The sequence below is a fragment of the uncultured Nostoc sp. genome (genome assembly GCF_937863485.1).
Lineage (GTDB): Bacteria > Cyanobacteriota > Cyanobacteriia > Cyanobacteriales > Nostocaceae > Nostoc.
On sequence record NZ_CALMFY010000165.1, the window covers coordinates 32,220 to 58,907 of the forward strand.

General features: G+C 41.4%; 22 protein-coding genes and 1 pseudogene. 11 read left to right on the top strand and 12 right to left on the bottom strand.

Annotation, left to right across the window (positions count from 1 at the left end):
- The first annotated feature begins 17 nt into the window (after nt 1-17).
- Entirely contained in the window at nt 18-2,225 is a 2,208-nt protein-coding gene (locus Q0541_RS21610; RefSeq protein ID WP_298915041.1) for a polysaccharide biosynthesis tyrosine autokinase, read from the top strand.
- 1,291 nt (nt 2,226-3,516) lie between these two features.
- On the opposite strand, the gene Q0541_RS21615 is transcribed toward Q0541_RS21610, so the two are convergent.
- The 5 genes from Q0541_RS21615 to fabI all read right to left on the bottom strand — a co-directional run bounded on the left by Q0541_RS21615 (nt 3,517) and on the right by fabI (nt 10,589).
- On the bottom strand, nt 3,517-4,941 hold the full coding sequence (locus tag Q0541_RS21615) for a choice-of-anchor Q domain-containing protein (RefSeq protein WP_298915044.1): 1,425 nt from the start codon (nt 4,939-4,941) through the stop codon (nt 3,517-3,519).
- Nucleotides 4,942-6,248: 1,307 nt separating this feature from the next.
- A complete protein-coding gene (locus Q0541_RS21620; protein ID WP_298915047.1) occupies nt 6,249-7,727 on the bottom strand; it encodes an SLBB domain-containing protein in 1,479 nt (492 codons plus the stop codon).
- A 239-nt stretch (nt 7,728-7,966) separates the two neighbouring features.
- Nucleotides 7,967-8,950 (bottom strand): ABC transporter ATP-binding protein, encoded by a 984-nt coding sequence (locus tag Q0541_RS21625; RefSeq protein WP_298915050.1) that lies wholly within the window; start codon nt 8,948-8,950, stop codon nt 7,967-7,969.
- Between the two features lie 153 nt (nt 8,951-9,103).
- Nucleotides 9,104-9,745, bottom strand: a complete 642-nt coding sequence (gene hisB, locus Q0541_RS21630) for an imidazoleglycerol-phosphate dehydratase HisB (RefSeq protein WP_298915053.1) — start codon at nt 9,743-9,745, stop codon at nt 9,104-9,106.
- A 67-nt stretch (nt 9,746-9,812) separates the two neighbouring features.
- Nucleotides 9,813-10,589: an enoyl-ACP reductase FabI gene (fabI, locus tag Q0541_RS21635; protein WP_298915056.1), complete on the bottom strand. Its 777-nt coding sequence runs from the start codon at nt 10,587-10,589 to the stop codon at nt 9,813-9,815.
- 380 nt (nt 10,590-10,969) lie between these two features.
- On the opposite strand from fabI, the gene ntcA reads away from it, so the two are divergent.
- The 3 genes from ntcA (at nt 10,970) to Q0541_RS21650 (ending at nt 13,896) form a co-directional block, all read left to right on the top strand.
- Entirely contained in the window at nt 10,970-11,641 is a 672-nt protein-coding gene (gene ntcA, locus Q0541_RS21640) for a global nitrogen regulator NtcA (protein WP_010998529.1), read from the top strand.
- Nucleotides 11,642-11,809: 168 nt separating this feature from the next.
- The gene (locus Q0541_RS21645; protein WP_298915136.1) at nt 11,810-13,297 is read left to right on the top strand and encodes a DUF3084 domain-containing protein; all 1,488 of its coding nucleotides are present in this window, start codon (nt 11,810-11,812) and stop codon (nt 13,295-13,297) included.
- Between the two features lie 146 nt (nt 13,298-13,443).
- A complete protein-coding gene (locus Q0541_RS21650; RefSeq protein WP_298915139.1) occupies nt 13,444-13,896 on the top strand; it encodes a Holliday junction resolvase RuvX in 453 nt (150 codons plus the stop codon).
- Here the strand turns inward: Q0541_RS21650 and Q0541_RS21655 are convergent.
- Complete coding sequence (locus tag Q0541_RS21655; RefSeq protein ID WP_298915142.1) at nt 13,876-14,253, bottom strand: hypothetical protein; 378 nt, start codon at nt 14,251-14,253, stop codon at nt 13,876-13,878. The two genes, Q0541_RS21650 and Q0541_RS21655, sit on opposite strands and share 21 nt — an antisense overlap.
- A gap of 131 nt (nt 14,254-14,384) precedes the next feature.
- Nucleotides 14,385-14,648, bottom strand: a complete 264-nt coding sequence (locus tag Q0541_RS21660; RefSeq protein WP_069070640.1) for a DUF3146 family protein — start codon at nt 14,646-14,648, stop codon at nt 14,385-14,387.
- 159 nt (nt 14,649-14,807) lie between these two features.
- On the opposite strand from Q0541_RS21660, the pseudogene Q0541_RS21665 reads away from it, so the two are divergent.
- A pseudogene (locus Q0541_RS21665) lies at nt 14,808-15,026 on the top strand (RNA-guided endonuclease TnpB family protein); the annotation flags it as partial.
- A gap of 100 nt (nt 15,027-15,126) precedes the next feature.
- On the opposite strand, the gene Q0541_RS21670 reads toward Q0541_RS21665, so the two are convergent.
- The gene (locus Q0541_RS21670; RefSeq protein WP_298915147.1) at nt 15,127-15,663 is read right to left on the bottom strand and encodes a hypothetical protein; all 537 of its coding nucleotides are present in this window, start codon (nt 15,661-15,663) and stop codon (nt 15,127-15,129) included.
- Nucleotides 15,664-16,049: 386 nt separating this feature from the next.
- On the opposite strand from Q0541_RS21670, the gene Q0541_RS21675 reads away from it, so the two are divergent.
- The 5 genes from Q0541_RS21675 (at nt 16,050) to Q0541_RS21695 (ending at nt 18,738) form a co-directional block, all read left to right on the top strand.
- A complete protein-coding gene (locus Q0541_RS21675) occupies nt 16,050-16,916 on the top strand; it encodes an aldo/keto reductase (protein ID WP_298915150.1) in 867 nt (288 codons plus the stop codon).
- A gap of 90 nt (nt 16,917-17,006) precedes the next feature.
- Nucleotides 17,007-17,558 carry a GNAT family protein gene (locus Q0541_RS21680; protein ID WP_298915153.1) on the top strand — a complete coding sequence of 184 codons (552 nt, stop codon included), beginning with the start codon at nt 17,007-17,009 and terminating at the stop codon, nt 17,556-17,558.
- Nucleotides 17,559-17,631: 73 nt separating this feature from the next.
- Entirely contained in the window at nt 17,632-17,970 is a 339-nt protein-coding gene (locus Q0541_RS21685) for a DUF433 domain-containing protein (protein WP_298915155.1), read from the top strand.
- 437 nt (nt 17,971-18,407) lie between these two features.
- Nucleotides 18,408-18,566, top strand: a complete 159-nt coding sequence (locus tag Q0541_RS21690) for a hypothetical protein (protein ID WP_298915156.1) — start codon at nt 18,408-18,410, stop codon at nt 18,564-18,566.
- Nucleotides 18,547-18,738, top strand: a complete 192-nt coding sequence (locus Q0541_RS21695; RefSeq protein ID WP_298915158.1) for a hypothetical protein — start codon at nt 18,547-18,549, stop codon at nt 18,736-18,738. Before Q0541_RS21690 ends, Q0541_RS21695 begins: the two co-directional genes overlap by 20 nt.
- A gap of 6 nt (nt 18,739-18,744) precedes the next feature.
- On the opposite strand, the gene Q0541_RS21700 is transcribed toward Q0541_RS21695, so the two are convergent.
- Both Q0541_RS21700 and Q0541_RS21705 read right to left on the bottom strand, forming a co-directional pair.
- A complete protein-coding gene (locus tag Q0541_RS21700; RefSeq protein WP_298915160.1) occupies nt 18,745-19,458 on the bottom strand; it encodes a Crp/Fnr family transcriptional regulator in 714 nt (237 codons plus the stop codon).
- Between the two features lie 2 nt (nt 19,459-19,460).
- Complete coding sequence (locus Q0541_RS21705; RefSeq protein WP_298915167.1) at nt 19,461-20,864, bottom strand: amidase; 1,404 nt, start codon at nt 20,862-20,864, stop codon at nt 19,461-19,463.
- A 208-nt stretch (nt 20,865-21,072) separates the two neighbouring features.
- Between Q0541_RS21705 and Q0541_RS21710 the strand changes: the two genes are divergently transcribed.
- Nucleotides 21,073-22,572: a hypothetical protein gene (locus Q0541_RS21710; RefSeq protein ID WP_298915170.1), complete on the top strand. Its 1,500-nt coding sequence runs from the start codon at nt 21,073-21,075 to the stop codon at nt 22,570-22,572.
- A 259-nt stretch (nt 22,573-22,831) separates the two neighbouring features.
- Here Q0541_RS21710 and map read toward each other — a convergent pair whose 3' ends face one another.
- A complete protein-coding gene (gene map, locus Q0541_RS21715; protein WP_298915172.1) occupies nt 22,832-23,659 on the bottom strand; it encodes a type I methionyl aminopeptidase in 828 nt (275 codons plus the stop codon).
- Between the two features lie 83 nt (nt 23,660-23,742).
- Entirely contained in the window at nt 23,743-26,604 is a 2,862-nt protein-coding gene (locus tag Q0541_RS21720) for a pitrilysin family protein (protein ID WP_298915174.1), read from the bottom strand.
- Nucleotides 26,605-26,688 lie beyond the last annotated feature (84 nt).

Here is a 26,688-nt window from a genome sequence, read left to right on the forward strand (position 1 = left end):
TTATGTTGGAAAAATCTATGGAATCTAGAGAATCTATTGATTTAGACCTTAGTCGTTACTTATTGATCTTGAAACGATGGTGGCTACCTGCTACTGCAATATTTGCAGCTACAGTTATGCTCAGTGTTATAGCTACACAATTTATGAAGCCATCCTATGAAGCTGAAGGAAAGCTGTTATTTAGAATTCCTTCTTTTAAAGTAGTAGGATCTAATCTTTTGCCTAGTAACGGTGAAGGAGGAGATGCAGGAGATTTAAAATCCCTACTAGCAAATCAAAATCCGATAAACACTCAAATTGAAGTTATTTCTTCACCTACTTTATTGCAGCAAGTAATAGACAAACTACGACTAAAAGACCAAGAAGGTAAACCTCTGGAAGTAGAAAAACTACGAAAATCTGTGGTCATGAAAATTGTTGGCGGCACAGATGTATTGCGAATTAGCTATACCAGCCGTGATCCCGAACAATCAGCGGCAGTGGTCAACACAATCATGAGGCTTTATTTAGAAAATGATATTCTAACAAATCGCTCTGAGGCAGCAGCAACTCGTCAATTTATTGCCAAGCAGCTTCCTAAAACTCAAGAGGCTGTTAATAATGCAGAAGTAGCACTTCGTATATTTAAACAGAAGCATCGGATAGCAGATCTATCAGAGGAGACAAAGTCAGCCGTTACGACTATTGGAAATCTAGACAATGAGATGGATACTGTTAAGGCTCAACTGGATGAGGTAAACGCCCAAAACAGTGAACTGCGCCAGAAAGTAGAGCTAAATTCTCAGCAAGCGATCGCTGTGAGTGCCCTCAGTCAGTCACCTGCAGTGCAGGGAATTCTTACACAACTTCAAGAAACCGACCAACAGCTAGCGATTGAGCGTAGCCGTTTCCTAGATGACAACCCTGTAATTATTAACTTAGTAGCAAAAAAAGCTAGCTTAAAATCTCTCCTGCAACAGCAAATTGGTCAGACTGTTGGCAATCAAACACAAATTCCGCAGAACCTATTGCAGATTGGAGAACTCAGACAAAACCTGATCGAAAATTTTCTCCAGTCAGAAATACAGCGCTTTGGCTTAATCAAAAGACTTTCCTCTCTAAATAATTCTCGTTCTACCTACGAACAGCGAGTGAAAATCATACCCCAGTTAGCACAAAATCAGGGGGAGTTACAACGGAAAGTTGATGTTGCAGAATCGACATATCAAACTCTATTGAAAAAGGTTCAAGAATTACAGTTAGTTGAGAATACAAATACAGCCAGCTCGCGGATTATTGCTCAGGCCTTAGTCCCCAATAAGCCAGTAGAAGGCAAAAAAGTTGTGGTTTTAGTGCTAGGAGTGATGTTCGGTTTATTTTTGGCCACTACAACCGTTCTCTTTCTAGGAATGAGAGATAGATCTCTGAAAACACTTAAGGAAGTCAGAGATGTATTTGGATATACTTTGCTGGGAATTGTTCCTTTGTCTGTTAAAAAAATTCGCTCCTCAAATTCAGAATCAACAGTTCAAACAATTGCCGTCAGAGATACGCCCCACTCTTTAACGAGCGAAATGTACCGGATGATTCAAGCCAATCTGAAATTCTTGAGTTCAGATAAAGTGCTCAAAACTATCGTGGTAACTAGCGCAGTTCCTAAAGAAGGCAAATCTACAGTTTCAGCTAATTTGGCAGCAGCGATCGCTCAACTAGGACGTAAAGTTTTACTAATTGATGCAGATATGCGAGTTCCTTCTCAGCATCATCTCTGGCAATTAACCAATGCAGTTGGTTTGAGCGAGGTTCTTGTAGGTCAGGCTGAATTTGACATTACTGTATCTAAGGTAATGGATAATCTTGATGTCTTAACTGCCGGAGTTAGACCTCCCAACCCACTTGCTTTGCTCGACTCAAAACGGATGGCATCATTAATTGATAATTTCTCATCTCAAAATAACTATGATTTTGTAATTATTGATGCTCCTCCCCTCCTTTTGGCAGCCGATGCTTTGACTTTAAGCCAAATGACTGATGGGATTTTGTTAGTAGCTAGACCTGGGGTAATTGATTCTAATAGTGCTAACGCTGCTCAAGAGATATTAGAGAGATCCAATTACAACGTCTTGGGTTTAGTCGTAAATGGAATCATTGATAAAAATGATTCTAGTATTTATTTATATCATGAGCATGAATATTTTAAACCAAGGGAGTTGACAAAAGAACTTAAGGGACTTGCAAAAAAGTAAAATATCCAAAGTTTAGGGGTTACTAAAAGACATATCAATAAACCATTGACTAGAATTTCGTAGTTCCTCTGACCCCAGATTGTTTATCTCTACTTTATCCAAATCAAATAACGTCGCCTTGTTATTTGACAAAAATTCTAGCTTGTCACACAAGATTTTTTCCAATGTGACTAATTTGGGTGACATTGATAAAGTCATAGTTACAGATGGATGAAGGTTTCAAAGGATAATTAGACACTTTTTATCAGCTTGCCATAGGCATTGCAATTCCGAAAAATGGATAAAGTCAAGCTAAGGGACTTCCAGCAAATAAATTATCCTACAAGCATCTAGGTAATTGATTTATTAATATCTGTTATGGAAAAACGTAACTTTTTAAATAGCAATTAACAGGACTTAAACATTTTTGAGGAAAAAACAAGCCTCAAACCCATGCAGGGTAAGGGAAAAACACCAAATGCTCAATAATAGCCCAAACCCAGATATATCAATAAACTAAGCAAAACGATGTCAAAGTCTATCTATATATAGATTTAAGGCTCAATTCTTGGGTATTTTTTGTCTAAGTCCTATAAAGAGACTATATCTAATTTGGTTCTACCGCCCCATTACAGCGGTTCCTGCTGTTATGAAGTACAGTCTTTCCTCCTCCACACTCACTCCTTTTCGACCGTTTCAGCACTAAATATCTACCTCACAATAGCGGGAAGTGCTGTATTTATGCTATGTCAGCCCCAACTCTTGGAGACGCTACGCGAACGGGGAAGTCAAAAGTCAAAAGTCACTCATTCAAACATTTTGAACCCTATAAATAAATTTAGTTGCTCTGAGTTAACTGACGTAGTATTTATTGTACTACGTATCTCAAAATACATTTTTTTTATTTTCCATAAATAAATTTAGGGGCTTGTACCTTTTTGTTTCTGGTCATTAAAATCAAGGTTTTATATCAGGTTCGGAATGTGGGTTACAACAACGGGTTGTAGACAAAAACTTTCTAGAAATCAGGATTTTGCCATACAACCCTATGCCATACTACTATTTACCCAATACCTTTGCCAAAAAGAAAAGTAGGTTTAACTTTTGCCGAAACGACCCAAGGTAAGTGTGTGCTTGAGTGTTAAGCAAAATATAGAGCCGCAGTGCATGCAGATACGACAGTAAAAATTCCTTCCACAAAAACCATACAGGGTTTTATTGAATCAGTTTTTTACCTGATGGCAACAATAGGTACGCATCATCCAGTTTTGTTTTATGTCAATCTTCGTAAATTGGCAAAGGTCATTGTTCACTAATACTGCATTTCGTATGCCCCTGTATCGGAGGCTGGACCATACACACGAGGGTTGCCTAGAGCATCAGTTTTTAAATTATTCCACCTAAAACCTTTATTGATTGCCGGACTCTTCCGTTTCAGTCTAAAGTCACCAGTCGAGGCATTAATAAACTGTGGATCTGCCATAATATCATTAGGTCCGACAGCATTTAGACGAGAACCATTGTTGTTGTAGAGATTATAGTTAAAAGTGCTGTTGGGACTTTGATTTATTGAGCCTATTGGTCTGTTACGCGCAGAATAAAGGATGTTATTGTAAACTTTGATATCACTTGAATGATTACTCATGATTTGCCCGTAATTAATTACCGGAGTCTGGTTATTCAGATAAGTTGTGTTGTGAACAATATCTACATGTTCGCTTTCATAAGTATGAATGCCCGAACCACCATTTTTATATGAGATATTGTTTGCAATCAAAGTACGTCCTTTATACCCAAACCTTCTGTTACTATCAACAATAATGCCATTACCGTCTTGGAACTTTTTGTTCTGATACCAGGGAATCAACATTTGATTGTTATGGACTTTGTTTCTGGTCACAACTATCTTGTAATCTCGGCTGTTGTCATAATTCCGAGAGGTGACCACCCCAATACCACTACAGGCGAAGACTGAGTACCAAGCATTATTAAACACCTCGTTATTATCCACTGTCACATAGTCTGATTCCATCATTCCAATACCTCCACCTCCACAATCGTGTACCTTGTTATTAAGAATACGTATATGGTGGGTGAGACGTTTTTTTCCATCTATGACAATGCAGTTTCCATTCGTCAGCGGGTTTGATTTGTTATTCTGCTGATTTCGAGCATAACCAAGGGTTATATTGCTATTATTCCCTACAACCTCCAGCCCGTTTACCTCAATATATGACACTCCATTGGAAATCGAAACTCCCTGCCATCCATTGCTCTGAAGTCTGGGCCGATGTCCAGGATATGCTTTATACGTAATCCATGCATTTGCCCTTCCAGAGCGTTTAATATTTAGTACTGCTCCAACTTTGCTTGTATTCTTGTATACTCCATTCATAATGAGTACTGTATCCCCAGGGTCAGTCAGGTCTGCTGCCCTTTCAAGTGTCTTAAACGCGGATGAGGTAGAGAGTCCGCTATTTTTATCGTTTCCGTTACTACTAACATAGTATGTTGTCTTAGTTGAAATAGCACTGATCAGCTTGCGGCTTGGTAGTGGGATTTCCTGATCAGTGAATGACTGACGAACATCTTTAGCTAAAGACTCTGTTATTCTCTCTCCTGCAGCCAGACCTGTTAATGCCCAGGGAAGTACAAGAGATGCGCTCAAACTGAGAAAACCGAAACCATGAATCATCATAGGGAAAAAATAGGTATGTTGCAAAAACTGAATCGTCAACGGTCAGTAGCTCTAGCCTAAGTAAATAACTCAATATTGGATCTGGTCGTGTAACTGCCGTTTGTTAAGTTTACACATGGTTTATTAGGTTACCACCTGAGAATTTCCACGTAAATATGGCTGAAAAGCCTTTTTAGCTCGTTTTCCAAAAACTGGCACATATCTGGTAAAAGTACTGAAGGAAAATTATCAGTATCCAGAGATACTCAATAAATGGACACGAAGCAACTGTACAAATGCCATCATTTCCAATTCGACATCATTGTACTGTGTATACGCGGTATCTATGGTTAAGATAGTATATCTGTCATCAATTAGTTAATTTACTTAAATAATTCTTATGATAATAATAATCACAAAATGCCTGAGATAAATATATAGAGTATAACTATCGCCGTTAGCTTCTAAAAGATTCTCATTATCATAAAAAATTAGAGTAACTAAAACAAAGTTTGAAATAGCCTATCAATGGCAAATTAATAATTTTCAGTGATGACTTTAGGTCTACAGGATTTGTAAATGAGTAATAGTACCTAAAACTATCCTCAAATGTGGATAGAAAATATAATTTTTGAGTAAGCGATCCGAGAGGAAAGCCAGTTCTGTACCCTAGTCTTGTCTTCTTTTGTGGTCGAGGCGGCGCGTAGCTTGCTTGTCTGTAGGAGTACAAGAACGGCTATTCTCAGTAAACCAAAAACTTTTTCTTTGGAATAAGAGACGCTTTGTGTAGCTTGCTTCTGTACAAGAGTACGGCTCTATCGTTTATTCTTGCCCTCAAAAGGCAGTACAAGAGTTAATTTAATAGTCCCATTATGAATAAGAAAGTTATTTTTTATAGCAATCCAAATTAAATCTTGAGAAAATACGGAGATTGATTCTGAATGCAGAATCAATGAGCGTGGGGGATTCAGACCCACTACTACGAAAGTTGACCACAAAACAAGAAAATTTGGTGGCAGACTTAACCCGTTTATTTATCCACCTTTCTTCTGACGGAGACGCTAACGCCTGCCGTAGGATGCCCGAACGCAAGAGTGTCTTCTTTAGGAGAAGGGCTGTAGGGAGAAGACCGCGCTACCTCACCAGTCGCACAGAATTTGATTCTGAATTTTGGCTCCTGACTTTTGACTCCTGAATTCTTTCTTGTTAAAAGTACGTAGCTATAAACTTTTCAGCTTTTTTCTCTCTCATCAATGATTAAGTAGGGTTATATTAACTCTTGACTATTAAGCTTTGACTGATAGATAGTGTAATTTGAGGGACAGAGGGGGTTGACCAACGCCCCCAATTCACATCTGTACTTTAAACTAAAGTCCGACCAAATTCAGAAGACTAAAGATAATACCTAGAGGTCCAGTTATAGTGCTTATGGTATCGCCAGTCTTAGCTGAACCAGATCGGTTGACTACCACAACATCATTATTACGGAGTATAGGATTAGTTTGCTCATTAATCCCAGCTGAGAAATCCACTTTTACTATGCGTTTAGTGACAGAACCATTAGGGTTAAGGCGAATCAAATCAACAGCACTACTACTAGCTCTGGCATCATTAAATCCGCCAGCAGCGAGTATAGCTTGATTTAAAGAGCTATTCGGCTGAACGTCTGTTAAGCCTGGTCTTTTAACTTCGCCTACCACACCAACTTGAATGCGTGTAGGAGACAGAGTAGTGGTAGCTAATTGAGTAGCTTCTGCGGGGTTGATTTCAGTAGCCGTGGGAATAACAATTGTATCTCCGTCTTGCACAATGATGTCTTGATTGGCGTCACCACTCTGCAATAATTGCCAAAGATTAATATCTATAGCTTGTTCTGAACCAGATCGTGTAGGTCGGCGTAGCCTGAGATTACGAACATCAGCCTGTGCTGTAATTCCCCCAGCTAGTTGAATTACCCGCGTCACATTTGGTAGACCAGCGGGATTGGCAGTGCCACTGTTAACGGTGTTAGGGGTTGCGTTCCCCTGGGCATCTGTATTACCTGGGGTGACAAGATAGGAACCGGGACGGTTAACTTCACCAATAATTGTTACTGTGCGGGGTGTGGTTTGGCTAGCGGCAAAGTTAGATGCAAACAGATTGCGGGATTCTGCCACGTTGAAGTTGGTTGCTGTTGGGACAACTATGGTGTCTCCATCCCGCAAGGTAACATCCTGTGATAATCTGCCTGTTTGAATGAGTTCCTTCAAATTGACACTGACGGTTTGCTCTGAGGAGCGTCCTATTTTACGCCGTAATTGAACTTGAGTCACATCCGCAGCCAGGGTTACCCCCTGTGCTGTTGTCAATGCAGTTAATACTGTGGGGTATTGTACGCCTGGATTATCTCCCGCGCCTCCGCTCAAGCTGAGAGTGTAAGCTCCTGGACGTGTCACCTCTCCAGCAACGAAAACATTGATAGGACGAGGGGATAACAAATTGATTGAGATTAAGGGACGTTTGAGGAAGCGAGCATATCTTCTAGCAATTTCGTCAGCAGCCTGTTCAGTTGTTAGACCGAGGACTGACACGCTGCCAATTAAAGGCAGGTTGATTGCTCCACCTGGGGGAATTTGGTATTCACCTGTATATTCAGGTACTTCAAATACATTTACACGGATGCGATCGCCGCCTCCTAATGAATAATTAGTATCTATTTGTGTTTGTGTGGTTGGTGAAAGTGTAGTTGGTGGTAATGGTTGTCCCTGAGCTAGACTGATACATGGCATAGCGGCATTGACAGCAGTTAACAAAGCCACACCCACAACTGGCTGAGTTAGGAATTTAAACAAACTTCTGTTAAGCATATTTACTTGAGACTCTGAAACTACGATCAATAATGTACTGTCTAAACATTTTTATTTGGACTATACCTAAGTATTCAAGTTCCCCGACACTCTTATTTTCCTCGAAAAGTGTGATTTTCCGGAGGAAATTTGTTGATTGAATTTGAATTTTTAGTGAAGTTAATTTAAAGTTAACCCTGCTTGATGGATATAGCAATTTTAAACACCCAAAATTTCCTATTTGGCAATAAATAACAAGATTAATTCAGTGAGTTATTTTTTGTTTCGATTTGTTGAATAAAAAACTCTTCAAGGGAGTAACGCGACAAGTTCATGGCAATAATTTTACCCTCCATGAGACGAAGACTGGCGAGAAAATCATAGTAATCGTCTTGTAGTGTACCTTGCCAGGAACCATCTGGTTCAAATCTGAGAGTAGGTATCCATTTTTTGAGAATTTCCCAGTCACCACCTTGGCCTTTGACGTGATATGTGTTTTTTGTGCCTAAGAGTTCATTAAGGGAACCAGAGCAAATTAATTCACCTTCAGCGAGGATGGCAATGCGATCGCAAATCTGTTCTACTTTACTAAGAATGTGGCTGTTGAAAAAAATCGTCTTACCAGCGGCTTTTAGCGCCAGGATAATTTCCCGCATTTGGTAGCGTCCCACCGGATCAAGACCAGACATCGGTTCATCAAGAAAAACCAAATCTGGCTCGTTAATTAGCGCCTGTGCCATGCCAACACGCTGTAGCATTCCTTTGGAATAGCGGCGCAGCAGCTTTTGGCGGGCATCGGCTTGGGATAAACCCACTAATTCCAGTAGTTGGGGAATGCGTTGGCGTTGTTCACTTTTGGGAATTTGGAATAGCCCAGCTGCTAGCTGCAAAAATTCCCAGCCAGTGAGATAGTCATACAAATAGGGATTTTCCGGCAGATAGCCGATATGTTGCTTAACATTGCGATCGCCTAGTGGCTCACCCAATAATAATCCCCGTCCAGAGGTAGGACGAATAATTCCCAGCAACAATTTTAAAAGGGTGGTTTTACCCGCACCGTTTGGCCCCAGTAACCCAAAGGTTTCCCCTTTGTAAACTGTTAAAGAACAATTTTTGAGAGATACGACTTTTTGATTTAGCCAAAAACCAGTGCGATAGACTTTTCGCAACTCAGAAGTTAGGACTACTGGCGGAGTGTCTGTCGGATTAAGTTGAGAATCAGGGTCATCTGCAACAGACTTCATCTCGATTAAATCGCTATTTACCAGCTTGGTATTAATTACAAGTTACCCGATAGGCTGATAATAACCATCACCAAGCAGTGTGTCAATTATCGCAAACAGAGTAGCTGAATTAATACTATAAATGTCTATCCTGGTAAGTAATTCTGGCTAGCTTTACAAAACGCCTTTAGAACTGGGAATGACACCAGCCCGACGGGGGTCAATTTCCACTGCCAACCGGGTTGCCCTCGCAAACGCCTTAAATGTTGCTTCAATAATGTGATGGGAATTAATGCCATCCAGTTGCCGAATATGCAGTGTCATTTGGCTATGGTTCACCAGTGCCACAAAGAATTCGCGCACCAGTTGGGTATCATAGGTTCCTAGCCGCTGGCTAGGAATTTGCAAGCCGTAGCTAAGGTGAGGACGTCCGGAAAAGTCTAGTGCTACCTGAACTAAGGCTTCATCCAGTGGTGCAAGAAAATTACCAAAGCGGACAATGCCTTTTCTGTCGCCCAGTGCTTGGTTCAAAGCTTGCCCTAAGGTAATGCCTACATCTTCGTTAGTGTGGTGGTCATCAATTTCCCAGTCTCCCTTGGCTTGAACATCTATATCAATCAGCCCGTGGGAGGCAATTTGATGCAACATATGATCCAAAAACGGAATGCCAGTTGCTGCGGTGCAAGTTCCTCTACCATCGAGGTTGATGGTAACTTGCACATCGGTTTCACCAGTGGTGCGGTGAACAGTGGCAATCCGAGGGGTTTTAGTTGACTGGTCGTAGTTTGAATTAACTTGGCGATTGGTTGTTTGCATGGGGAGTGGAAAGAGTTAGAAGTTAGGAGTTATGAATTTTTAACTCTTAACTCCTCACTTTATCGCGTCACATTCCCATAATTTCATATCCTGCATCTACATATAGAATTTGTCCGGTAATGCCGCTGGATAAATCACTACACAAGAAAGCCGCAGCATTGCCCACTTCTAACTGAGTAACGGTACGTCGTAGGGGAGCTAGTTCTTCTACATGATGAATCATATCCAAAATCCCGCCTACCGCTGAAGATGCCAAAGTGCGGATGGGGCCTGCGGAGATGGCATTGACGCGGATATTTTGCGGCCCTAGTTCAGCGGCTAGGTAACGCACACTAATTTCTAACCCCGCCTTGGCAACTCCCATAACGTTATAGTTAGGGATTGCCCTGACACCGCCTAAATATGTCAGGGTAACGATACTACCTCCCTCTGTCATCAAAGGTTTAGCTGCACCACTTAACTGCACCAGCGAGTAGGTACTGATTTCTAAGGCGGTGTTGAAGCCTGAACGAGAGGTTTGGCTAAAATCTCCACTCAAATCATCTTTGCTAGCAAAGGCAAGACAATGGATGAGGATGTCTAGCTTCCCCCACTGATCACGAATCGTCTCAAAGGTAGATTGAATCTGTTGATCATTTTGGACATTACAGGGAAGAAATAAGCTGGGGTTGAGGGGTTCTACCAATTCCGCAACTTTTTTCTCCATCTTGCCGCGTTCATCCGGCAGGTAGGTAATACCCAAGTTTGCTCCGGCTTTATGCAGCTGTTGGGCGATGCCCCAGGCGATCGAGCGGTTATTGGCAATACCTGTAACAAGAGCATTTTTTCCAGTCAGATTCAGCATAGAAATTATTAATGCGATCGATCATTAGGAGCATACTAGAATCTGAGGCACGTTTTGTCTTTGTTTTACATAGGATTTGCAAAAATGAATATTGGTAAGGGTGTTTCCTGTGACAAAATTCTTGATTTTTCCTAAAGATATTCTCAAGATATCTTTATTTGTTCTTTAAAAAACCCTTTTTAATACTGCTATTGGAACTACTTATCAAGAACTAGTAGCTGAAAGGATCAACAATTATGTATCATTATAAACAAAGAGTTATGAAGCGATTAGTTTGAGTATAGGAAAGTACAGAAAGGTTGACGGTGCTTTATTCATTTTTCAGGTGTATTCTTAGGTAATCAGTTTTTGTTTTTCCGGCATTGGGTAGGGGAAGGGAGATGATCGTGACACAAGATAAAGCCCTAGCAAATGTATTTCGTCAGATGGCGACCGGGGCGTTTCCGCCAGTTGTGGAAACGTTTGAACGCAATAAAACGATCTTTTTTCCTGGCGATCCTGCCGAACGAGTTTATTTTCTTTTGAAAGGTGCTGTTAAACTTTCCAGGGTGTACGAGGCAGGAGAGGAAATAACGGTAGCACTGCTGCGAGAAAATAGTGTTTTTGGTGTATTGTCATTGCTGACAGGAAATAAGTCGGATAGATTTTACCATGCAGTTGCATTTACCCCTGTGGAATTACTGTCAGCACCAATTGAACAAGTGGAGCAAGCACTCAAGGAAAATCCCGAATTATCAATGTTAATGCTGCGAGGTCTGTCTTCGCGCATTTTACAGACAGAGATGATGATTGAAACTCTCGCTCACCGAGATATGGGTTCCAGGTTGGTGAGTTTTTTATTAATTCTTTGTCGGGATTTTGGGGTTCCTTGTGCAGATGGGATCACGATTGATCTGAAGTTATCTCATCAAGCGATCGCAGAGGCAATTGGTTCAACTCGTGTTACTGTCACTAGGCTACTGGGGGATTTGCGTGAAAAAAAGATGATTTCTATCCACAAAAAGAAGATTACTGTGCACAAACCTGTTACCTTAAGTAGGCAATTCACATAAATGCAATTGGAGAAAGGGGAATTGGCGCGTGTTGTATTTTGAAAAATGACACTAATAGCTAGAGGTAAATCTAAAATTGAGTAATTTCTGCTATTGCCAATTTCCACTTATTTCCAGACAATGGTTAAAAGTAGTAGGCTGTATCTGGAAGGATTTCGGTAGCTAAAGATGACCACCGGATACATCCTCATCGCAGCAATTTTAATTCTGGGAGGCGTAATTGCAACCGTGGGCGATCGCATCGGCACACGAGTTGGCAAAGCCCGCCTCTCACTTTTTAATCTTCGTCCGAAAAATACCGCTGTACTAGTAACAATTTTTACGGGTGGTTTGATTTCAGCATCAACTTTAGGGATTTTATTCACTGCTGACGAAGGCTTGCGAAAGGGAGTCTTTGAATTAGAGGATATTCAAACAGACCTCAGGCAGAAGCGGGAACAGCTAAAAACCGCAGAAACTCAGAAAAGTCAGGTAGAGAGTGAGCTAAACCAAGCAAGAATTAACCAAGCAAAAGCACAACAAGACTTGCAGGTAATCAATCAATATTTGCAGGCGGCGAATGCCAAACAACGCCAAACACAAGCTCAGTTGAATCGCACCATTAATCAACAAGCTCAAACCCAAACTCAACTCCAACGGACTCAAGGTCAGCTAGAACAAGTTGTAACTCAGTACCAAAAAGCCATAACTGAACTCCAAAGCGTTTACAATCAGAGAAAGGAGCTACAGGCGGCAGTAGAACTACTGAAGACAGAACGTCAACGACTGTACGCTGAAGCTAAAAAAGCCATTGACGAAGCCAAAACAGCGATTGAAAAACGCGATCGCGAACTTGCTAATCGTCAAGAAGCGATAGAAGTGCGCGATCAAAAAATCGTCCAGCTCGATCAACTAATTCAAAAGCGGAATGTAGAAATTACGGCGCGAGAGCAAGTGATTGCCAAACGGGAATCGCGCCTCAAAGAATTGGAAGCGCAACAGGAGCAACTAGAACTGGAAGTTGCAAGGCTGGAAAAATATTATCAGTCCTACCGCGACCTGCGTCTAGGTAAGCTAGCCTTAGTTCGCGGTCAAGTTCTGTCTGCTGGTGTAGTTCGTGTTACCCAACCTGCTGCTGCTCACCAGGCAGTAGTACAACTATTACAAGAAGCCAATCGCAACGCCAACCAGAAATTAAGTGAGCCTGGTGCTCCTGCCAATGTAGAGTTACTGCGTGTGACCCAGGATAGAGTTGAGCAATTGAGCAAGCAGATTGAGGATGGTCAAGAATATGTGATGCGAATATTTTCGGCTGGTAATTACGTCAGGGGAGAAAAGCAGATAGAATTTTTCGCCGATACAGCCCGAAATCAATTAGTATTTTCCGGAGGCGCAGTCCTGGCCACAACCACTGCCGACTCCCAAACCATGACATCTTATGAGTTACAGCAGCGGCTGGAAATACTGATTTCTGCTTCCCAATTTCGGGCCCGTAACGCTGGAATTGTCGAAGATGTCCAAGTAGACGGGACTTTTCTGCGCTTTGTCACCCAATTAAGACAGTATAATCAACCATTGGAAGTCAAAGCGATCGCAGCAGAGGACACTTATACAGCCGGGCCATTGAGAGTAAAATTAGTGGCAATAGTAAACGGACAAATCATTTTTAGTACTTAAAAAATAAAAAAAATATTTGCACACTGTTATTAGTAAGATTTAAACATATTTGAACAGCAGCTAAAATACTTGCTGCAATTGCATTTCTTCTCTACGAGATGCTATGCGAACATTTCTAATTCTTAATTTTTAATTTTTAATTTATTATGATTTTCCGTGAATTTTCACCAACGCAACCAGTCATTTTGGGGTTTGATCCAGGTCGAGATAAGTGTGGTTTAGCGGTGATCGGACTAGATCGGCAACTGCATTATCATCAGGTCGTGCTAGCAAAAGAGGCGATCGCTACCATTGAGACACTGCGTCAAAAGTTTCCAATCTCCTTGATGGTGATGGGCGACCAAACTACAGCCAAGCAGTGGAGACAGCAATTATATCAGGAATTGACAGAACCGCTGAATATTATTTTAGTGGATGAGCGCTACACAAGCTTAGAAGCACGCGATCGCTATTGGCAAATGTTCCCGCCCAAAGGGTTAATAAAGCTATTGCCACAGGGTCTGCGACAGCCACCAAGGCCGATAGATGACATTGTTGCCATCCTCCTAATCGAAAGATACTTAAATCGCCTCACAGAATCAGCACTCAACCAATTTTAGATTTTGCGTCGCACCAAAGGTGCGCTGACAGCGCAACGCCGGATTTTGGTGAAGCAGCGCGTTCTTCTCGCTACAGCCCAACCCTTGCCGGGACGCCTTGCGGCGAACGGGCATCCGACGGCAGGCGTTAGCCTCTCCTAATGTGAGAAGGGAGACGATGCCGCGCATAGCGCAGCGGTAAGGCAGTCGCAGTCCTGGACGCCACTTGCTTCTCCTAAGGGAGACGCTGCGCGAACAAGTCGGGAAACCCGCCCAACGCATTGGCTCCGCTTCCCGTCGGTTGCGAACTGCCCTTCCCGTTGGGTAGCGAGCCTGCGTCCCTTGCGCGTCTGGTAGAGAGCGTCTGGGGGTCTCCACGCCACTTGCTTTATGCCGGGGAACCCGTCCACCGCAGTGGCTCCCCATGAGCGACTGCACCAACCGGAAGGGATTGAAGAAAAAATCTAAAATCTAAAATCTAAAATCCAAAATTGAATGGCTCCTAACTTTTAAAGTTCCGCCCGAATAGTAAAAGCATAATCTCCTCCAGGCTCTAACTGATAATCTTGTTGCTCCAAAAATCGACCGAGGGGTTCTTTGATTAAGGCGCGGCCTTGGGAAGGCTTGACGGCAAGTTCTCCCCGGCGAAAATGCCACTGGAAATGCCACTCAAACTCACCTGCACTCACTTCACCCTCAAGGAAGCCGTGTTGCCAGGATTGGCGAGTAATTCTGACATGGGCAATGGTTTCTGGCAGACGTTTTGCACTCACAATGCTTTATAAGAACTTTCAATAGGGCTACATCTTTGGTTTGAAAAGACGGGGGATGTAGCACCAATAGCAAATTTATTCGTCTGATTTATCTTACCCTGATCACACATATTATGTAATCTACGGTAACATAATATTGTGCTAAACAAAGGTCGAGCCATAATAGTTTACGAGTTTAAATGCAAAGGGAAAGACAAGCAGTATAGCGCGATTGACGATGCTATTCGGACATCACAATTTATCCCAAATAAGTGCTAACGTTACTGGATAGATAACAAAAATGTGGGCAGATGCGACCTCAAGAAATACTGTGCAGTATTAGCTCAGAAATTACTTTTCGCTAATGAACTTAATTTAATGGCTCGACAGTCTGTTGCTTGTCAATTACCAAACATAGCTTAAATAGACATCTCAAAGAAGTCGGTTATCTGTGACTTCAGTTTCAGGCCACAGCGGCACGTCATGAAAATAATCTTGGTTAATATTTCAAGAATGAATATATTCTAGAAACTGCATATTTGATGCTATTTTCATCAGTGTATTGTGGATTAATTGGTATTTCCTTGAATGATTTCAGCACAATTACAGCCCGATAAAGTTTGGAGTATTTATATTGCTTTTCTTGAATATCAAAACGCAGAATATATTTTAATGGATGTTCGATAATTTTGTTACCACGCAGACTTTTACGTTCGATAAATACCTGATCGATACTCTTATAGAATGTGCAGGTAGTTACAGGTGATGTTGCAAAATAAGCAGCGATTGCCATAATAATTAATGTAAATAAATTTAAGAAAAATAGATAATTCCGCTGATTCTGCTGCACTAATAGGGAAGTTTGCCCAGAGTTGATAAAATCGTTGATTTGAAAGGCAACTTCCTGATTCTGTTGATAGCTAACATGTGACAGCAGGGCAAAGTCTCCAAATGGAGTCACAATCATAACTTGATAAGTTTTCGCTCCTTTGCTACCAGTCTTTGTAAGAATGTATGCTTCCTGGAGATCAAACATTTTGAGTTTCTCCATACTTCCCAGCAAATTAAACCGCTTCAATTCACAGTTTATTTGGTTTGGTGAAGGTCGAGTGCAATTGAGACTAACTGAAGCAGAATCAAAAACTAAGCAGTAAATCAAAAAGCTTAAACAGATAGTAAAAATGCACCCCCCGCTGAACCAATATCTGAGTGGTCGATGTTTTAGCTGCAATCTAGTACGGGTTTCCTCTACAATTTTCATCGGTATTTGTGTATAGAATACTTAAGCCCTGAGTAGATTATTCCCCTCGTAGCCCATTCACTTATCGCCAAGTCTAAGTACTAGGGAAGATTTCCGATGAATCCCTAAAAAATCTTTGGCTGGCTGGTAGATAATTGGGGCAGAAAGCTATAGCTAGAAGCATGGAAACCAAACAGCTAGGAAAAAGTGGTATCTTTGTGAGTGCGATCGGTTTGGGTGGTATGCCCATGTCAATTTCTAATCGCCCTCCCGAATCGCAATCAATCCAAGTTATTCATCAGGCCTTGGATCTGGGTATTACATTTATTGATACTGCCGACTCTTACTGCAAAGATGAGTCAGAAAAGCACCACAACGAGCAATTAATTCACAAAGCACTTAGTAGTTACAAAGGCGATGTTAGCCAAGTAATTGTGGCAACTAAGGGTGGTTTGATGCGTCCCAATGGCAACTGGACAAGCAACGGCAACCCAGAACATTTGCGCCAAACAATTAGAGTCAGTTTTGAGGCGTTGGGTGGTGCTAAACCCATCGATGTTTGGCAATACCATTCTCCCGATACTAATTACACCATTGAAGAATCCCTTGCAGCAGTTAAAGAAGCAGTGGAGGCTGGTTTAATTCGGTTTGTAGGAGTTTCTAACTTTTCCGTTGAACAAATTAAGCGGGCGCAGGATGTGGTAGATATTATCTCGGTGCAGAATCAATACAGCCCTTGGCAACGACAGCCAGAAAAAGATGGCGTGTTGAAGTATTGCGAACAGCAAGGATTGACCTTTTTGCCTTGGAGTCCCTTTGGTGGTAGGCGTCGCCATCAGGACTTGCAAGATATCCCCGCGATCGCTCAGTTAGCTAAAGAAAAAGGCGTGTCTGTGTATAATATCGTTTTGGCGTGGTTGCGTTCCAAGTCGCCCACTATTTTGCCAATTCCTGGTGCTAGCAAGATTTCTAGCATTGAAGACTCAGCACAAGCTATAAATGTGAAACTATCTGATCAAGAAGTGCAAAAGATTGATCAGGCAACTTAATCATTCCACTAGCTTACGTAGATTTAGCAGGGTGCAAATGTAAAAGTTAAAATTCCTAGATTGCCTGCACTCAGCGCATAGAGAAAAGACATGATCTTAGAAACACACCGCTTGCTAATGCGTGACTTTATAGAGGCAGACTGGCAGGCGGTTTTTGCATATCAATCTGATCCTTTGTACTTGCGTTACAACGATTGGACGCAGCGAACACAAAAGGATGTTTGCGAGTTTATCCAGATGTTTATTGATCAGCAAAAAGAGCAACCACGGACAAAGTTTCAGTTAGCTGTTGTCCTCAAAGAAGAAAATCGGCTTATTGGCAATTGTGGTATTCGTGTAAACGACCGGGAAATGCGGGAAGCAAATATCGGCTATGAACTAAATACTCAGTATTGGGGACAAGGTTATGCAGCAGAAGCAGCACAGGCAATTTTAAAGTTCGGCTTTGAAGAACTGGGAATGCATCGTATCTGGTCTTGGTGTGTTGCAGAGAATGTTGCTTCTGTAAGGGTATTAGAAAAAATTGGTATGCTTCGTGAGGGTCATCTGCGGGAAAAAGAGTTAATCAAAGGTAGATGGTACGACAACTTTCTTTACGCTATTCTTGACCACGAGTGGAAAGCATCGCGGCTTTATGTTTAGTTTTAGTTGTCACTGCACGGGAACAAATAAAATTGTAAATGTAGCCTGAGAAAACATTAGAGGATTTACATCCGTGACACTCAAAGACTTAGAACAACAACTTCTTGCCCTCAGTCCTGGTGAAAAAGTGCAGGCTATTCAGTTACTTGCTCAAAGTCTCGGTAGCAATTGGCCAGGAATTGAGAAAGCCCCCAGAGTCTGTGGTGAAGATGCTCGCATTGCTAAAACTCGTATTCCCGTCTGGGTACTTGTGGAAGCTCGTCGTCTTGGATATAGTTATGCTGACCTTTTGACGAGTTATCCAACCATTACAGCTAGAGATTTAACTAATGCTTGGGGATATGCAGAAGCTTATCCCGATGAAATCGAACTAGCCATCGACCGAAATATCGTACACATTCTTCGTAAGTAAGAGCCACACCGTGAGATATACGTATATTTTGAGAATTGATTGTGGGAAAGACAAAATAAAAATAGTCAACGATATTTTGGGTGTTGATACTAACTCTAACAATTGTTATTGGGAGCAAATACTTATTGAAGAAGCTTTGAACTATTCAGTAAATTTTGTAGATAGATTTTTAAATCTTCTAGAAGACAAATATTAGAAGCTTTGTCTGCTAGGGGTTTACAAAGATGATATATCCGTTTGGATGTATTACGAATATGATGAACAGTGTAATATGTCATTTTCACCAGAAGACATGAAACGTTTAGGAGATAATCAAATTACTTTATGTATTTCATGCTGTGAATTGGATAGGAAAGATGCTCTATAAGAAGCTTTTGAGATAAAAATATAAGTTAGCGTTCAAGTTTCACGATTCGTTATATTTAGCTTTTGCAGAAGTGGGAGAAGCAGATATATTTTTGACGGCTGACGATCGCCTTTTCAGGAAAGCAAAGCAATTTCAAAATATTTTAAAAATAGAAGTCGAAAATCCGACGATTTGGTTAATGAATATTTTGCAACCAGAGGAAGAAAATAATGAAACTGACGGAAATTAGACAGCAAGGATATAAAGCCCTAATTGATGCTTTAGGTGTAGCAGGAACGCTGAGATTTTTACAGCAGTTAGAAGTGGGCTATGGTGACTATACTAAAGAACATCATCAATGGCTCGATCAACTCACAATAAATGACTTTTGTAACTATGTTAAACAAAAAAAAGTTGAATAAAAATAATTAGCTAATATCTTCAGGTGGTATTGTACCAGAAGCGATCGCATCCAATTTCTCAGCATCAAGGATTATAATCGTCCCACCCCGACGATAGGCAATTACTGACTTCAGACTTTTAATTAACCGCACACATTCTTCGTAAGTAATGCCGCTACTCCGAGCCATGCGATAATAAGATAATTTAACTTTTAAACACTCGCCTTGTGGACTTGATTCAGTTCCTGATTCAGCAGCAAAATATTGAATTAATCTGGCAAGACGAACAATAGCTCTTTCAGAAACTAATCCGTGGACTGTTTCATGCAATTGCTGAATCCGACTGTTAAAAACCATCAGCATTCGTAATGCAATTTCAGGATTTTGCCTAATAGCTTTTAATAAAGCATCTCGCTCTACAGTCAGAATCTCACAATCAGATTCAGCAGTCACAGTTGCCGGAGAAATTCCATTTCCTAATAAAGCAGGAGCCGCAAAAATTTCTCCAGCAGCTAAGGCGCGTAAAATAGTTTCTTTTCCCGTTATTGCTGTTTTGGTAATTTGAATTGATCCACTGACAACAGCATATAGTTTTCCTGGTAAGACATCATTCTCATGTAGAATAATCTCTCCTTTGCGATAGCGTTGCACTTGAGTGTAAGGTTGCAAATTTACTTTGTCTGCTGTTTCTAAACCTGAAAACACAATAATTTGTGAAAGTTGTTCCAGGGATGCCTGCATAATTAGCCTGAGATTGCAAAGGCTGGACGATGATCAATCCAAGGGTTAGCCGCTTCTAATTGTGCTGCTAGGCTGATCAGGGTAGCTTCAGCCGCAGGTTTGCCAATTAGCTGCACACTGATGGGTAAACCTTTACTATCAAAGCCTACAGGAATTGCGATCGCAGGTTGTCCAGTTGCATTAGCAGGTGGACAAGGGGCAACCCATTCAATAATATTTTGGAATGTCTCTTCTGGACTCAGCGAAGCCCATTCCCCAACGCGGATAGGTGAATGTAGATAAACTGGCAATACCAGCACATCCACGGTATCAAAAAACGCCACAATCTGCCGTACCACTATCTGCATTTGGGAAACTGCTTGCAGGTATTCTGCAACAGAACCTGTACGGGCAAATAGCCATCGATTCACTGGCTGCAAGGCTTCAACAGGAAGTCCTGACGCAGCCACCCCAGCTTGCCAAACGATTTGAAATGGTTCAACTAAACCACTAAAATCCGGGGATTTCTGTTCAACTTGGTGACCAAGTTGTTCTAATAACTCGACTGTTTGGCGGACACCTTGCTGACAGTTGGCGTCAGCTTCTCCCAAAGGAGAAATGCTAGTGTCAAAGGCAATTCGCAAAGCACCGAGTTTTGTTTGAGTGGCGGCGAGAAATGATGGTTCGGGATCGGGTAACCAGTAAGGATCGCCTGTGACATAGCCAGATATAGCATCCAAAAGGGCAGCAGCATCAGCGACAGTCCGGGCGATTGGGCCGTTGGCGGCAATTCCAGCCAGGCGTTCGCCTACGGGTGCTTTACTCACCCTGCCCCTGGATGGTTTTAGTCCCACCAAACCACAACAAGCCGCAGGCCCCCGAATCGAACCACCGCCATCAGAACCTTGAGCGATCGCACACAATCCCGCTGCTACTGCTGCCGCTGCGCCACCACTGGAACCGCCAGGGGTGTATTCTAAATTCCACGGATTTCTAGCTGGGGGAAAACCAGTAGGTTCACTGTATGGAAATGAACCTAATTCAGAAGTGGCTGTTTTACCGAGAATAGTAAACCCAGCTTGCTTAATCCGCGTCACAACCCCATCATCATAGTTAGGGATATTGTTCAGTAATGCCGGATTTCCAAAAGTACAGGTAACACCTGCTACAGCATTGAGGTCTTTAATGGAAATCGGCACCCCAAAAAATGGCGGTAGTTCTGAGGTAGTTGTCAATAATTCTGTTTTGGCTTTGGCATCTGTGATCGCTAATTCTGCCGTCACCGTAAAATAACTTCCTAATTGGGGATTTAACTGCCCAATCCGTTCTAAATATATTTCCACCAACTCTAGCGGTGATACTTCCCGGCGACGAATTAATTGCGCCAACTCTAGTGCTGGGGTAAACGCTAAATCAACTTCATTCATAAGTTAGTGAATGGGTAATTTTGGCTTGATCTGGAATTTTTAAACTTCAATTGTTACTTTAGCAGGATTTCTGGGAACTATACATTTTATAGCTCCTGAGATATGTCACTCACTCAGGATGCTCAGATGCAACAGGCATGGTTATGTTCTTACTTAAGCCATTTTAATTATTTCGTATAAACTTTCGACAAATCCCTAAGGGGTATTTATGGCTAATCTAGAAATACTTGTTAGTGAATTGCCAACACTGATTCAGAGTCTCAAACTGACTATTGGTGATTCTAATGAAATAATGGAGCAAATTATCCTGATTAATAATGCTCAGGAACAACTACGGAATCTTAAAAAATTAATTGCTCAGGAATTGAAATTTGAGAACATCAAAAATTCTGCGATCGCTACACTTCCTCGAATCGGTACTGTAGCTAGTTTGTTTATACCTAGTATTGGGTTAGTAGATCCAGCTATAGCAGAAAAATTTGGCAACTCAAAAACTAAAATTTCATTAACTGATTTACAATCAAAAATTGATGGTTGGATTGAATGGGGTTATTTTTTGCAGGCAATAGCTACTGATATTCTCACTGATGTTCAGTTAGTCAATCAACTAAATTCTGATATTAATCATCTCAGCCTCTGCACCAATTTTCAGGTAATTGCTGAAAGCTTAAAGATTAACTTATATTTGGAAAATTATCATCTGTTAGAGCATCAAATTCAAAATATCAGCAATTCTCAAAATGAATTATTACAGTTGCAACAGAAATTAAATTATATTTTTAATACGATTAAAAATAGTCGTAGCTTATTAAATATTTTATTAGGAGTGTCTGCTTTTTGTGGCAAATCGGGCTTCGTCTTAGAATGGTTAGATGATGACCACGAATTAATTATATCGAGTGATGGCAAATTTAAAGAATTGACAGATATTCTGAATGATTGTGATTTTTTCCAAGAACAAATTGTTGCTTTAATTATTCAGGGTGACACTTTAAGGGAACAGGCAGAACAAGCCCTAAAAAAGATTGAACAGGAAAGTAGTAAAGAAGCAATTATTAGCCAGCATGTAGAAATAGTACCATCTTCGACACAAAAAATAGTCCGTTCGGCTTTGCTGATCGTCTCAAGTTTATTAATCTTAGGTTTTGGTAGTTGGAAAATTCAAGAGCAAAGTCCACAATTACAGCAGGTGAGTCTAAGTTTAACTCAAGAAAGAAGTGCGATCGCCCCAGACGATGGCGGAGCGATCGCCAAGTTTAAATCTGCTCAAAAACTCGGTATGGAGGCTGCTTCTCTAGTTCAAAATCCACCGCATCCTCTACAAGTCTGGCAACAAGCACAAAACAAATGGCGTCAGGCAATAAATTTGTTAGATAGTATTTCTAATGAAACATCAGTTTATGACCAGGCAAAGAATAAGTTGGCTTATTATAGGATTAACTATAAATTTATCAGTCAAAGAGTCTTAATTGAAAAGAAAGCCTTAGCAAACTTAGAATCAGCCCAAAAACTAGCAATAGAAGCTAATTTATTTGGACAAAATTCATCTCATTCGCTACTAATTCGGCAGCAAGCACAAGATAAATGGCAACAAGCAATCAATTTATTAGAAGCTATTCCAGAGAATACGTCTGTCTCTATACAAGCTAAAGAAACACTTACTATTTATAAAACTAACTATGTAGCTATCAGTCAAATAAGTAGGTAGGCGGGAAAATTTATAACTATGTGATTGCGTTGGCGTAAGCCTTCCCGTCGGGTACGTTATGAAATGAAGTGAAGCAATCACAAGAACTTCTAGCTTTTTACATTTTGTTACATAGTTAGGTTTATTTGTGCTTATCTACTTAATCCAAAATTAAAAAATAGACTATAGTAATCTTATTTTATTTGTAAGAATTGCAAGTTGCAGATCCCCGACTTCGTAAAAGTTGTCGGGGATCTAGTTTCTCGTAGTCCTGACACGACTACACCTTAGAACGGTCAGTCAAAATCTCATAACCAGTCTCTGTTACCAACACTGTATGCTCAAACTGAGCCGATAAAGAATTATCCACAGTGACTGCTGTCCAACGGTCAGATAATGTCCGGGTGTGTCTAGAACCCGCATTTAAAATTGGCTCAATTGCCAGCGTCATCCCCGCACGGAGTTTAACATTTGGCATCTCGCGGGTACGGTAGTTGAATACTGAAGGTTCTTCGTGCAGGTTACGACCGACACCGTGTCCAGTGAACTCTTCGACTATACTAAAGCCGTTAAGTTTCACATGGTCTTCAATTGCTCCAGCTAGGTGAAGCAGGTAGACACCAGCCTTTACTTGTTCAATGCCCTTATATAAAGCTTCTTCTGCTACGCGAATTAATTTAGCAGCTTCTTGCGTCACTTCACCAACAGCAATTGAAATGCAAGAATCACCATGAAAGCCTTGGTAATAAGCGCCCGTATCTACTTTTAATACATCTCCTACGCGAATCACTTTCTTGGGACTAGGAATGCCATGTACTGCTTCATTGTTAATGCTGGAGCAGATAGAACCTGGAAAACCGTGATATCCTTTAAAGCTCGGTGTTGCACCCATTTGGCGGATGCGTTTTTCTGCATAAGCATCTAAATCAGCCGTGGTCATTCCTGGCTTTACTAGCTCAGAAATTTCTTTGAGGACAGTTGCCACAATTGTCGCTGATTGCCGCATGATTTCAATTTCACGCGGCGATTTAATTTCAATTCCTCGGCGCTGTTTTTTCGATGTTGTCGGCTGAGTTGTTTGAGGAAGTAAGTTACTGAAAATGTTCATAGGAAATTAATAATTACTGGTGGCTTTGCCGCTGAAGTATCAATGCTTTCTCTTTCTTTATTATCCATGCTTAGTACCCATCTCTACCTAATGCTTTTCTCTGTTAACACAGATGGGCCAGCAGTAACGACTACGATTTTATCTGGGTGAAGTAACTCACGAGCCGCTTGATTAACTTGGGTAAGGGTGACTTTCTGGATTTTATCGGTAAAGGAGTGTAATTCTCCTTTATCTAGTCCATACACCTCATTCATCAGAATTCTATCTGTTAATTCCTCTGGGTTTGCCAGGGAAACGTTGTAGTTGCTGATCAAGGTGCGTTTAGCTGTTTCTACCTCTAATGGAGTGACGCCTTGTTGATGGATTTGCTGTAATATTTGGCGGCTACTAGCGATCGCTTTGGTGCTATCTCCTGGACTAGTTTGCATCTCAATCACAAATGTCCCTGCATTTTTCCCGGCTTGGAAGGAGCTATAAATTCCATAACTCAAACCTTGGCGATCGCGCACTTCTGCACCCAGTCTACTAGATAGGGTATCGCCTCCTAAAATCTGGTTCAATACTAAGGCTGCGTGAAACCGAGGATCATAACGGTTAATACCTGTGTAACCCATATAAGTAACAGCTTGGGTTTTACCTGGTAAAACTGGGTTGACACTGACTATTTTCTCCGGCATTAATACCGCAGGATATTTTAATCTTGGTGCTTGGCCACTAACTTCCCAATCACCAAACTCATTTTTAATCAGCGATCGCACAATGTCTAGATCAAAATCTCCCACCAGCGCTAGCACTGTCGTGTCTGGACGATAATGTTTGGCTTTGAAATCAATCACATCCTGACGCTGAATCTGCTGTAAACTCTCCTCTGTGGGAAAGGTGTGTAAAGGATGTTTTTTCGGGTAAATTGACTGAACAAATATTCTTCGGGCTACTTCTGATGGCTCATCTAATTCCTGTTGCAGATCAGTTAAAGTTTGTTGGCGATGCAATTCCAATTCTTTGACTGGAAAGGTACTATTTTTTACAACATCAGCCAATATCTCCAGGATTATCGGCAAATCCTCTGCTAAACTATCACCTTCGATATGTACACCTTCGCGGTAGGTTTGAAAGTTTAGACTCACTCCTCGTTCTGCCAGGACTTTGGCAATAGTTAAGACATCCTTGCTCTTAGTACCATTGAGCAAATTATCTGCGACAAAAGCAGCTAGTCCAGCTTGATCATCTGGATCAAATTCCGTCCCAGCTTGAATGTATCCGCTCAGGGTAACGGTGGGAGTACTATTATCGGGTAACAGTAATATCCGCAGTCCGTTAGTAAATTTGAATTCCTGTGGTAATACTCGTGCGATTGCATCTCTAGCCAAATCCACAGGTGGTAAGTATTTCGCTACCTCAGAAGGAAGCACGGGTACGCCAGGAGAGAAATTCTCTGTAGTTTGGGCTGAGTCTGGTTTGTCACCAACTCCTGTTATCCGCTTCTGGGTTGGTTCAAAAAAGCCTGCTATCCGAGCTTCTTTTGTCAGGTATTTGTTAATAACAGTAACAACATCCGTCGGCTTCACCAGACGGACAGCTGCCAAATAACGGTCTGTGTAGCGATAATCACCAGCAGTTGTCTGATCATTACCCAATCGCATTGCTTGAGAGGTGATATCACGGTTACTCAAAATTACATCTGCTGTTAATTGAGTTTTAGCTCGTTCTACTTCCTCAGATGTCACACCTTTTTCTGCTACATTGGCGATCGCACTACTCAACACTGAGTCAATTTTTTTCAAATCTTGTTTAGATCCAGCCGTCACCAACACCTCATACCAGCCAGATTCTCGCAAACTGGTAACGGATGCTGTGACTTCACTAGCTAAACCTGATTCCACTAATACCTGATAAAGCCGAGAATTCCGTCCCTCTGTCAAGATGTAATCCATCACATCCAGCGCCGGCACATCCGGTTGATTTGCATCCGGTAGCGGATACACAACTTGTAACAGCCGCCCTGCTCCCGGTTCTCGCAATACTATGGGAGTGCTTGCTGTTAGCGGATAGCTATGGTTTAGCCTGTGCTGAGTGCTAAGTGTTGGGAATGTTGAGTGTTGAGTGTTGAGTGAGGCTTTTGACTCAGCACTGTTGTTTGCTAATTTCCCAAACACCTCTTTAATTGTTTCCAGGGTATTTGCGGTTTGAAAATCTCCAACAATCACTAAGACGGCATTATCGGGACTGTAAAAATTGCGGTAATATTTTTGTACCTGCTCAACTTCAAATTTCTCAACATCAGCTTTGGTACCACCTACAGGCAACCCATAGGCATGATTGGGAAACACTGCCTGCATGACGGCGCGGTTGAGGCGATATTCTGGGCTATTTTCGTAACCCTGCAACTCGGAAATTACTACCCGCTTTTCACTCGCTAGTTGTTCTGGCTCAATCTGGGAATTTTGCATTCTGTCTGCTTCTAGCACCAAGAGCGCTTTCAGCTTATTTCGTTCCACAGTACCGTAATATGCAGTTTGGTCATAGCTGGTGAAAGCATTAGAATCACTACCTAAAGCACTAAACAAACGGCCAAATTGAATCGGACGATTTTTTGTACCTTTAAACATCATGTGTTCTAACTGGTGGGCAATGCCATTCACGCCTGGTTCTTCGTTGCGTGAGCCAACCTTGTACCACACCTGCACCGTCACCACTGGTGCAGTATGTACTTCCTTTGTCAGAACAGTTAAACCATTCTCCAGCACTGTCTTGCGGACGTTTTCTGTCAGTGTTGAGGGCATTATTGTTTTTGCTAGCAAGGTTGAGTGGTATTTTTCTTTATTAGATACGGCTGCATGTTGACTATGAGCAGGTTGATCGCTTAACAAAAAAACCGCTACTAGCCATAAGCTTAAAAGTAATAACGGCAAGGGATATTTATAAAATCTGGAAAATCCATACATTTATTTAGCAGATATATCTGTAAATTAAGTTACATAATTATTTTGGAGAGTGACCATAGTTTAATCTGACAACAAAATCTGTTA

Bases quoted from the DNA above. Each gene is read 5' to 3' on its own strand.
- Q0541_RS21610 (WP_298915041.1), top strand. From the start codon at position 18: ATGGAATCTAGAGAATCTATTGATTTAGACCTTAGTCGTTACTTATTG.
- Q0541_RS21620 (WP_298915047.1), bottom strand. From the start codon at position 7,727: ATGCTTAACAGAAGTTTGTTTAAATTCCTAACTCAGCCAGTTGTGGGT.
- Q0541_RS21625 (WP_298915050.1), bottom strand. From the start codon at position 8,950: ATGAAGTCTGTTGCAGATGACCCTGATTCTCAACTTAATCCGACAGAC.
- hisB (WP_298915053.1), bottom strand. From the start codon at position 9,745: ATGCAAACAACCAATCGCCAAGTTAATTCAAACTACGACCAGTCAACT.
- fabI (WP_298915056.1), bottom strand. From the start codon at position 10,589: ATGCTGAATCTGACTGGAAAAAATGCTCTTGTTACAGGTATTGCCAAT.
- ntcA (WP_010998529.1), top strand. From the start codon at position 10,970: ATGATCGTGACACAAGATAAAGCCCTAGCAAATGTATTTCGTCAGATG.
- Q0541_RS21645 (WP_298915136.1), top strand. From the start codon at position 11,810: ATGACCACCGGATACATCCTCATCGCAGCAATTTTAATTCTGGGAGGC.
- Q0541_RS21650 (WP_298915139.1), top strand. From the start codon at position 13,444: ATGATTTTCCGTGAATTTTCACCAACGCAACCAGTCATTTTGGGGTTT.
- Q0541_RS21670 (WP_298915147.1), bottom strand. From the start codon at position 15,663: ATGTTTGATCTCCAGGAAGCATACATTCTTACAAAGACTGGTAGCAAA.
- Q0541_RS21675 (WP_298915150.1), top strand. From the start codon at position 16,050: ATGGAAACCAAACAGCTAGGAAAAAGTGGTATCTTTGTGAGTGCGATC.
- Q0541_RS21680 (WP_298915153.1), top strand. From the start codon at position 17,007: ATGATCTTAGAAACACACCGCTTGCTAATGCGTGACTTTATAGAGGCA.
- Q0541_RS21695 (WP_298915158.1), top strand. From the start codon at position 18,547: ATGAAACTGACGGAAATTAGACAGCAAGGATATAAAGCCCTAATTGAT.
- Q0541_RS21700 (WP_298915160.1), bottom strand. From the start codon at position 19,458: ATGCAGGCATCCCTGGAACAACTTTCACAAATTATTGTGTTTTCAGGT.
- Q0541_RS21705 (WP_298915167.1), bottom strand. From the start codon at position 20,864: ATGAATGAAGTTGATTTAGCGTTTACCCCAGCACTAGAGTTGGCGCAA.
- Q0541_RS21710 (WP_298915170.1), top strand. From the start codon at position 21,073: ATGGCTAATCTAGAAATACTTGTTAGTGAATTGCCAACACTGATTCAG.
- map (WP_298915172.1), bottom strand. From the start codon at position 23,659: ATGAACATTTTCAGTAACTTACTTCCTCAAACAACTCAGCCGACAACA.
- Q0541_RS21720 (WP_298915174.1), bottom strand. From the start codon at position 26,604: ATGTATGGATTTTCCAGATTTTATAAATATCCCTTGCCGTTATTACTT.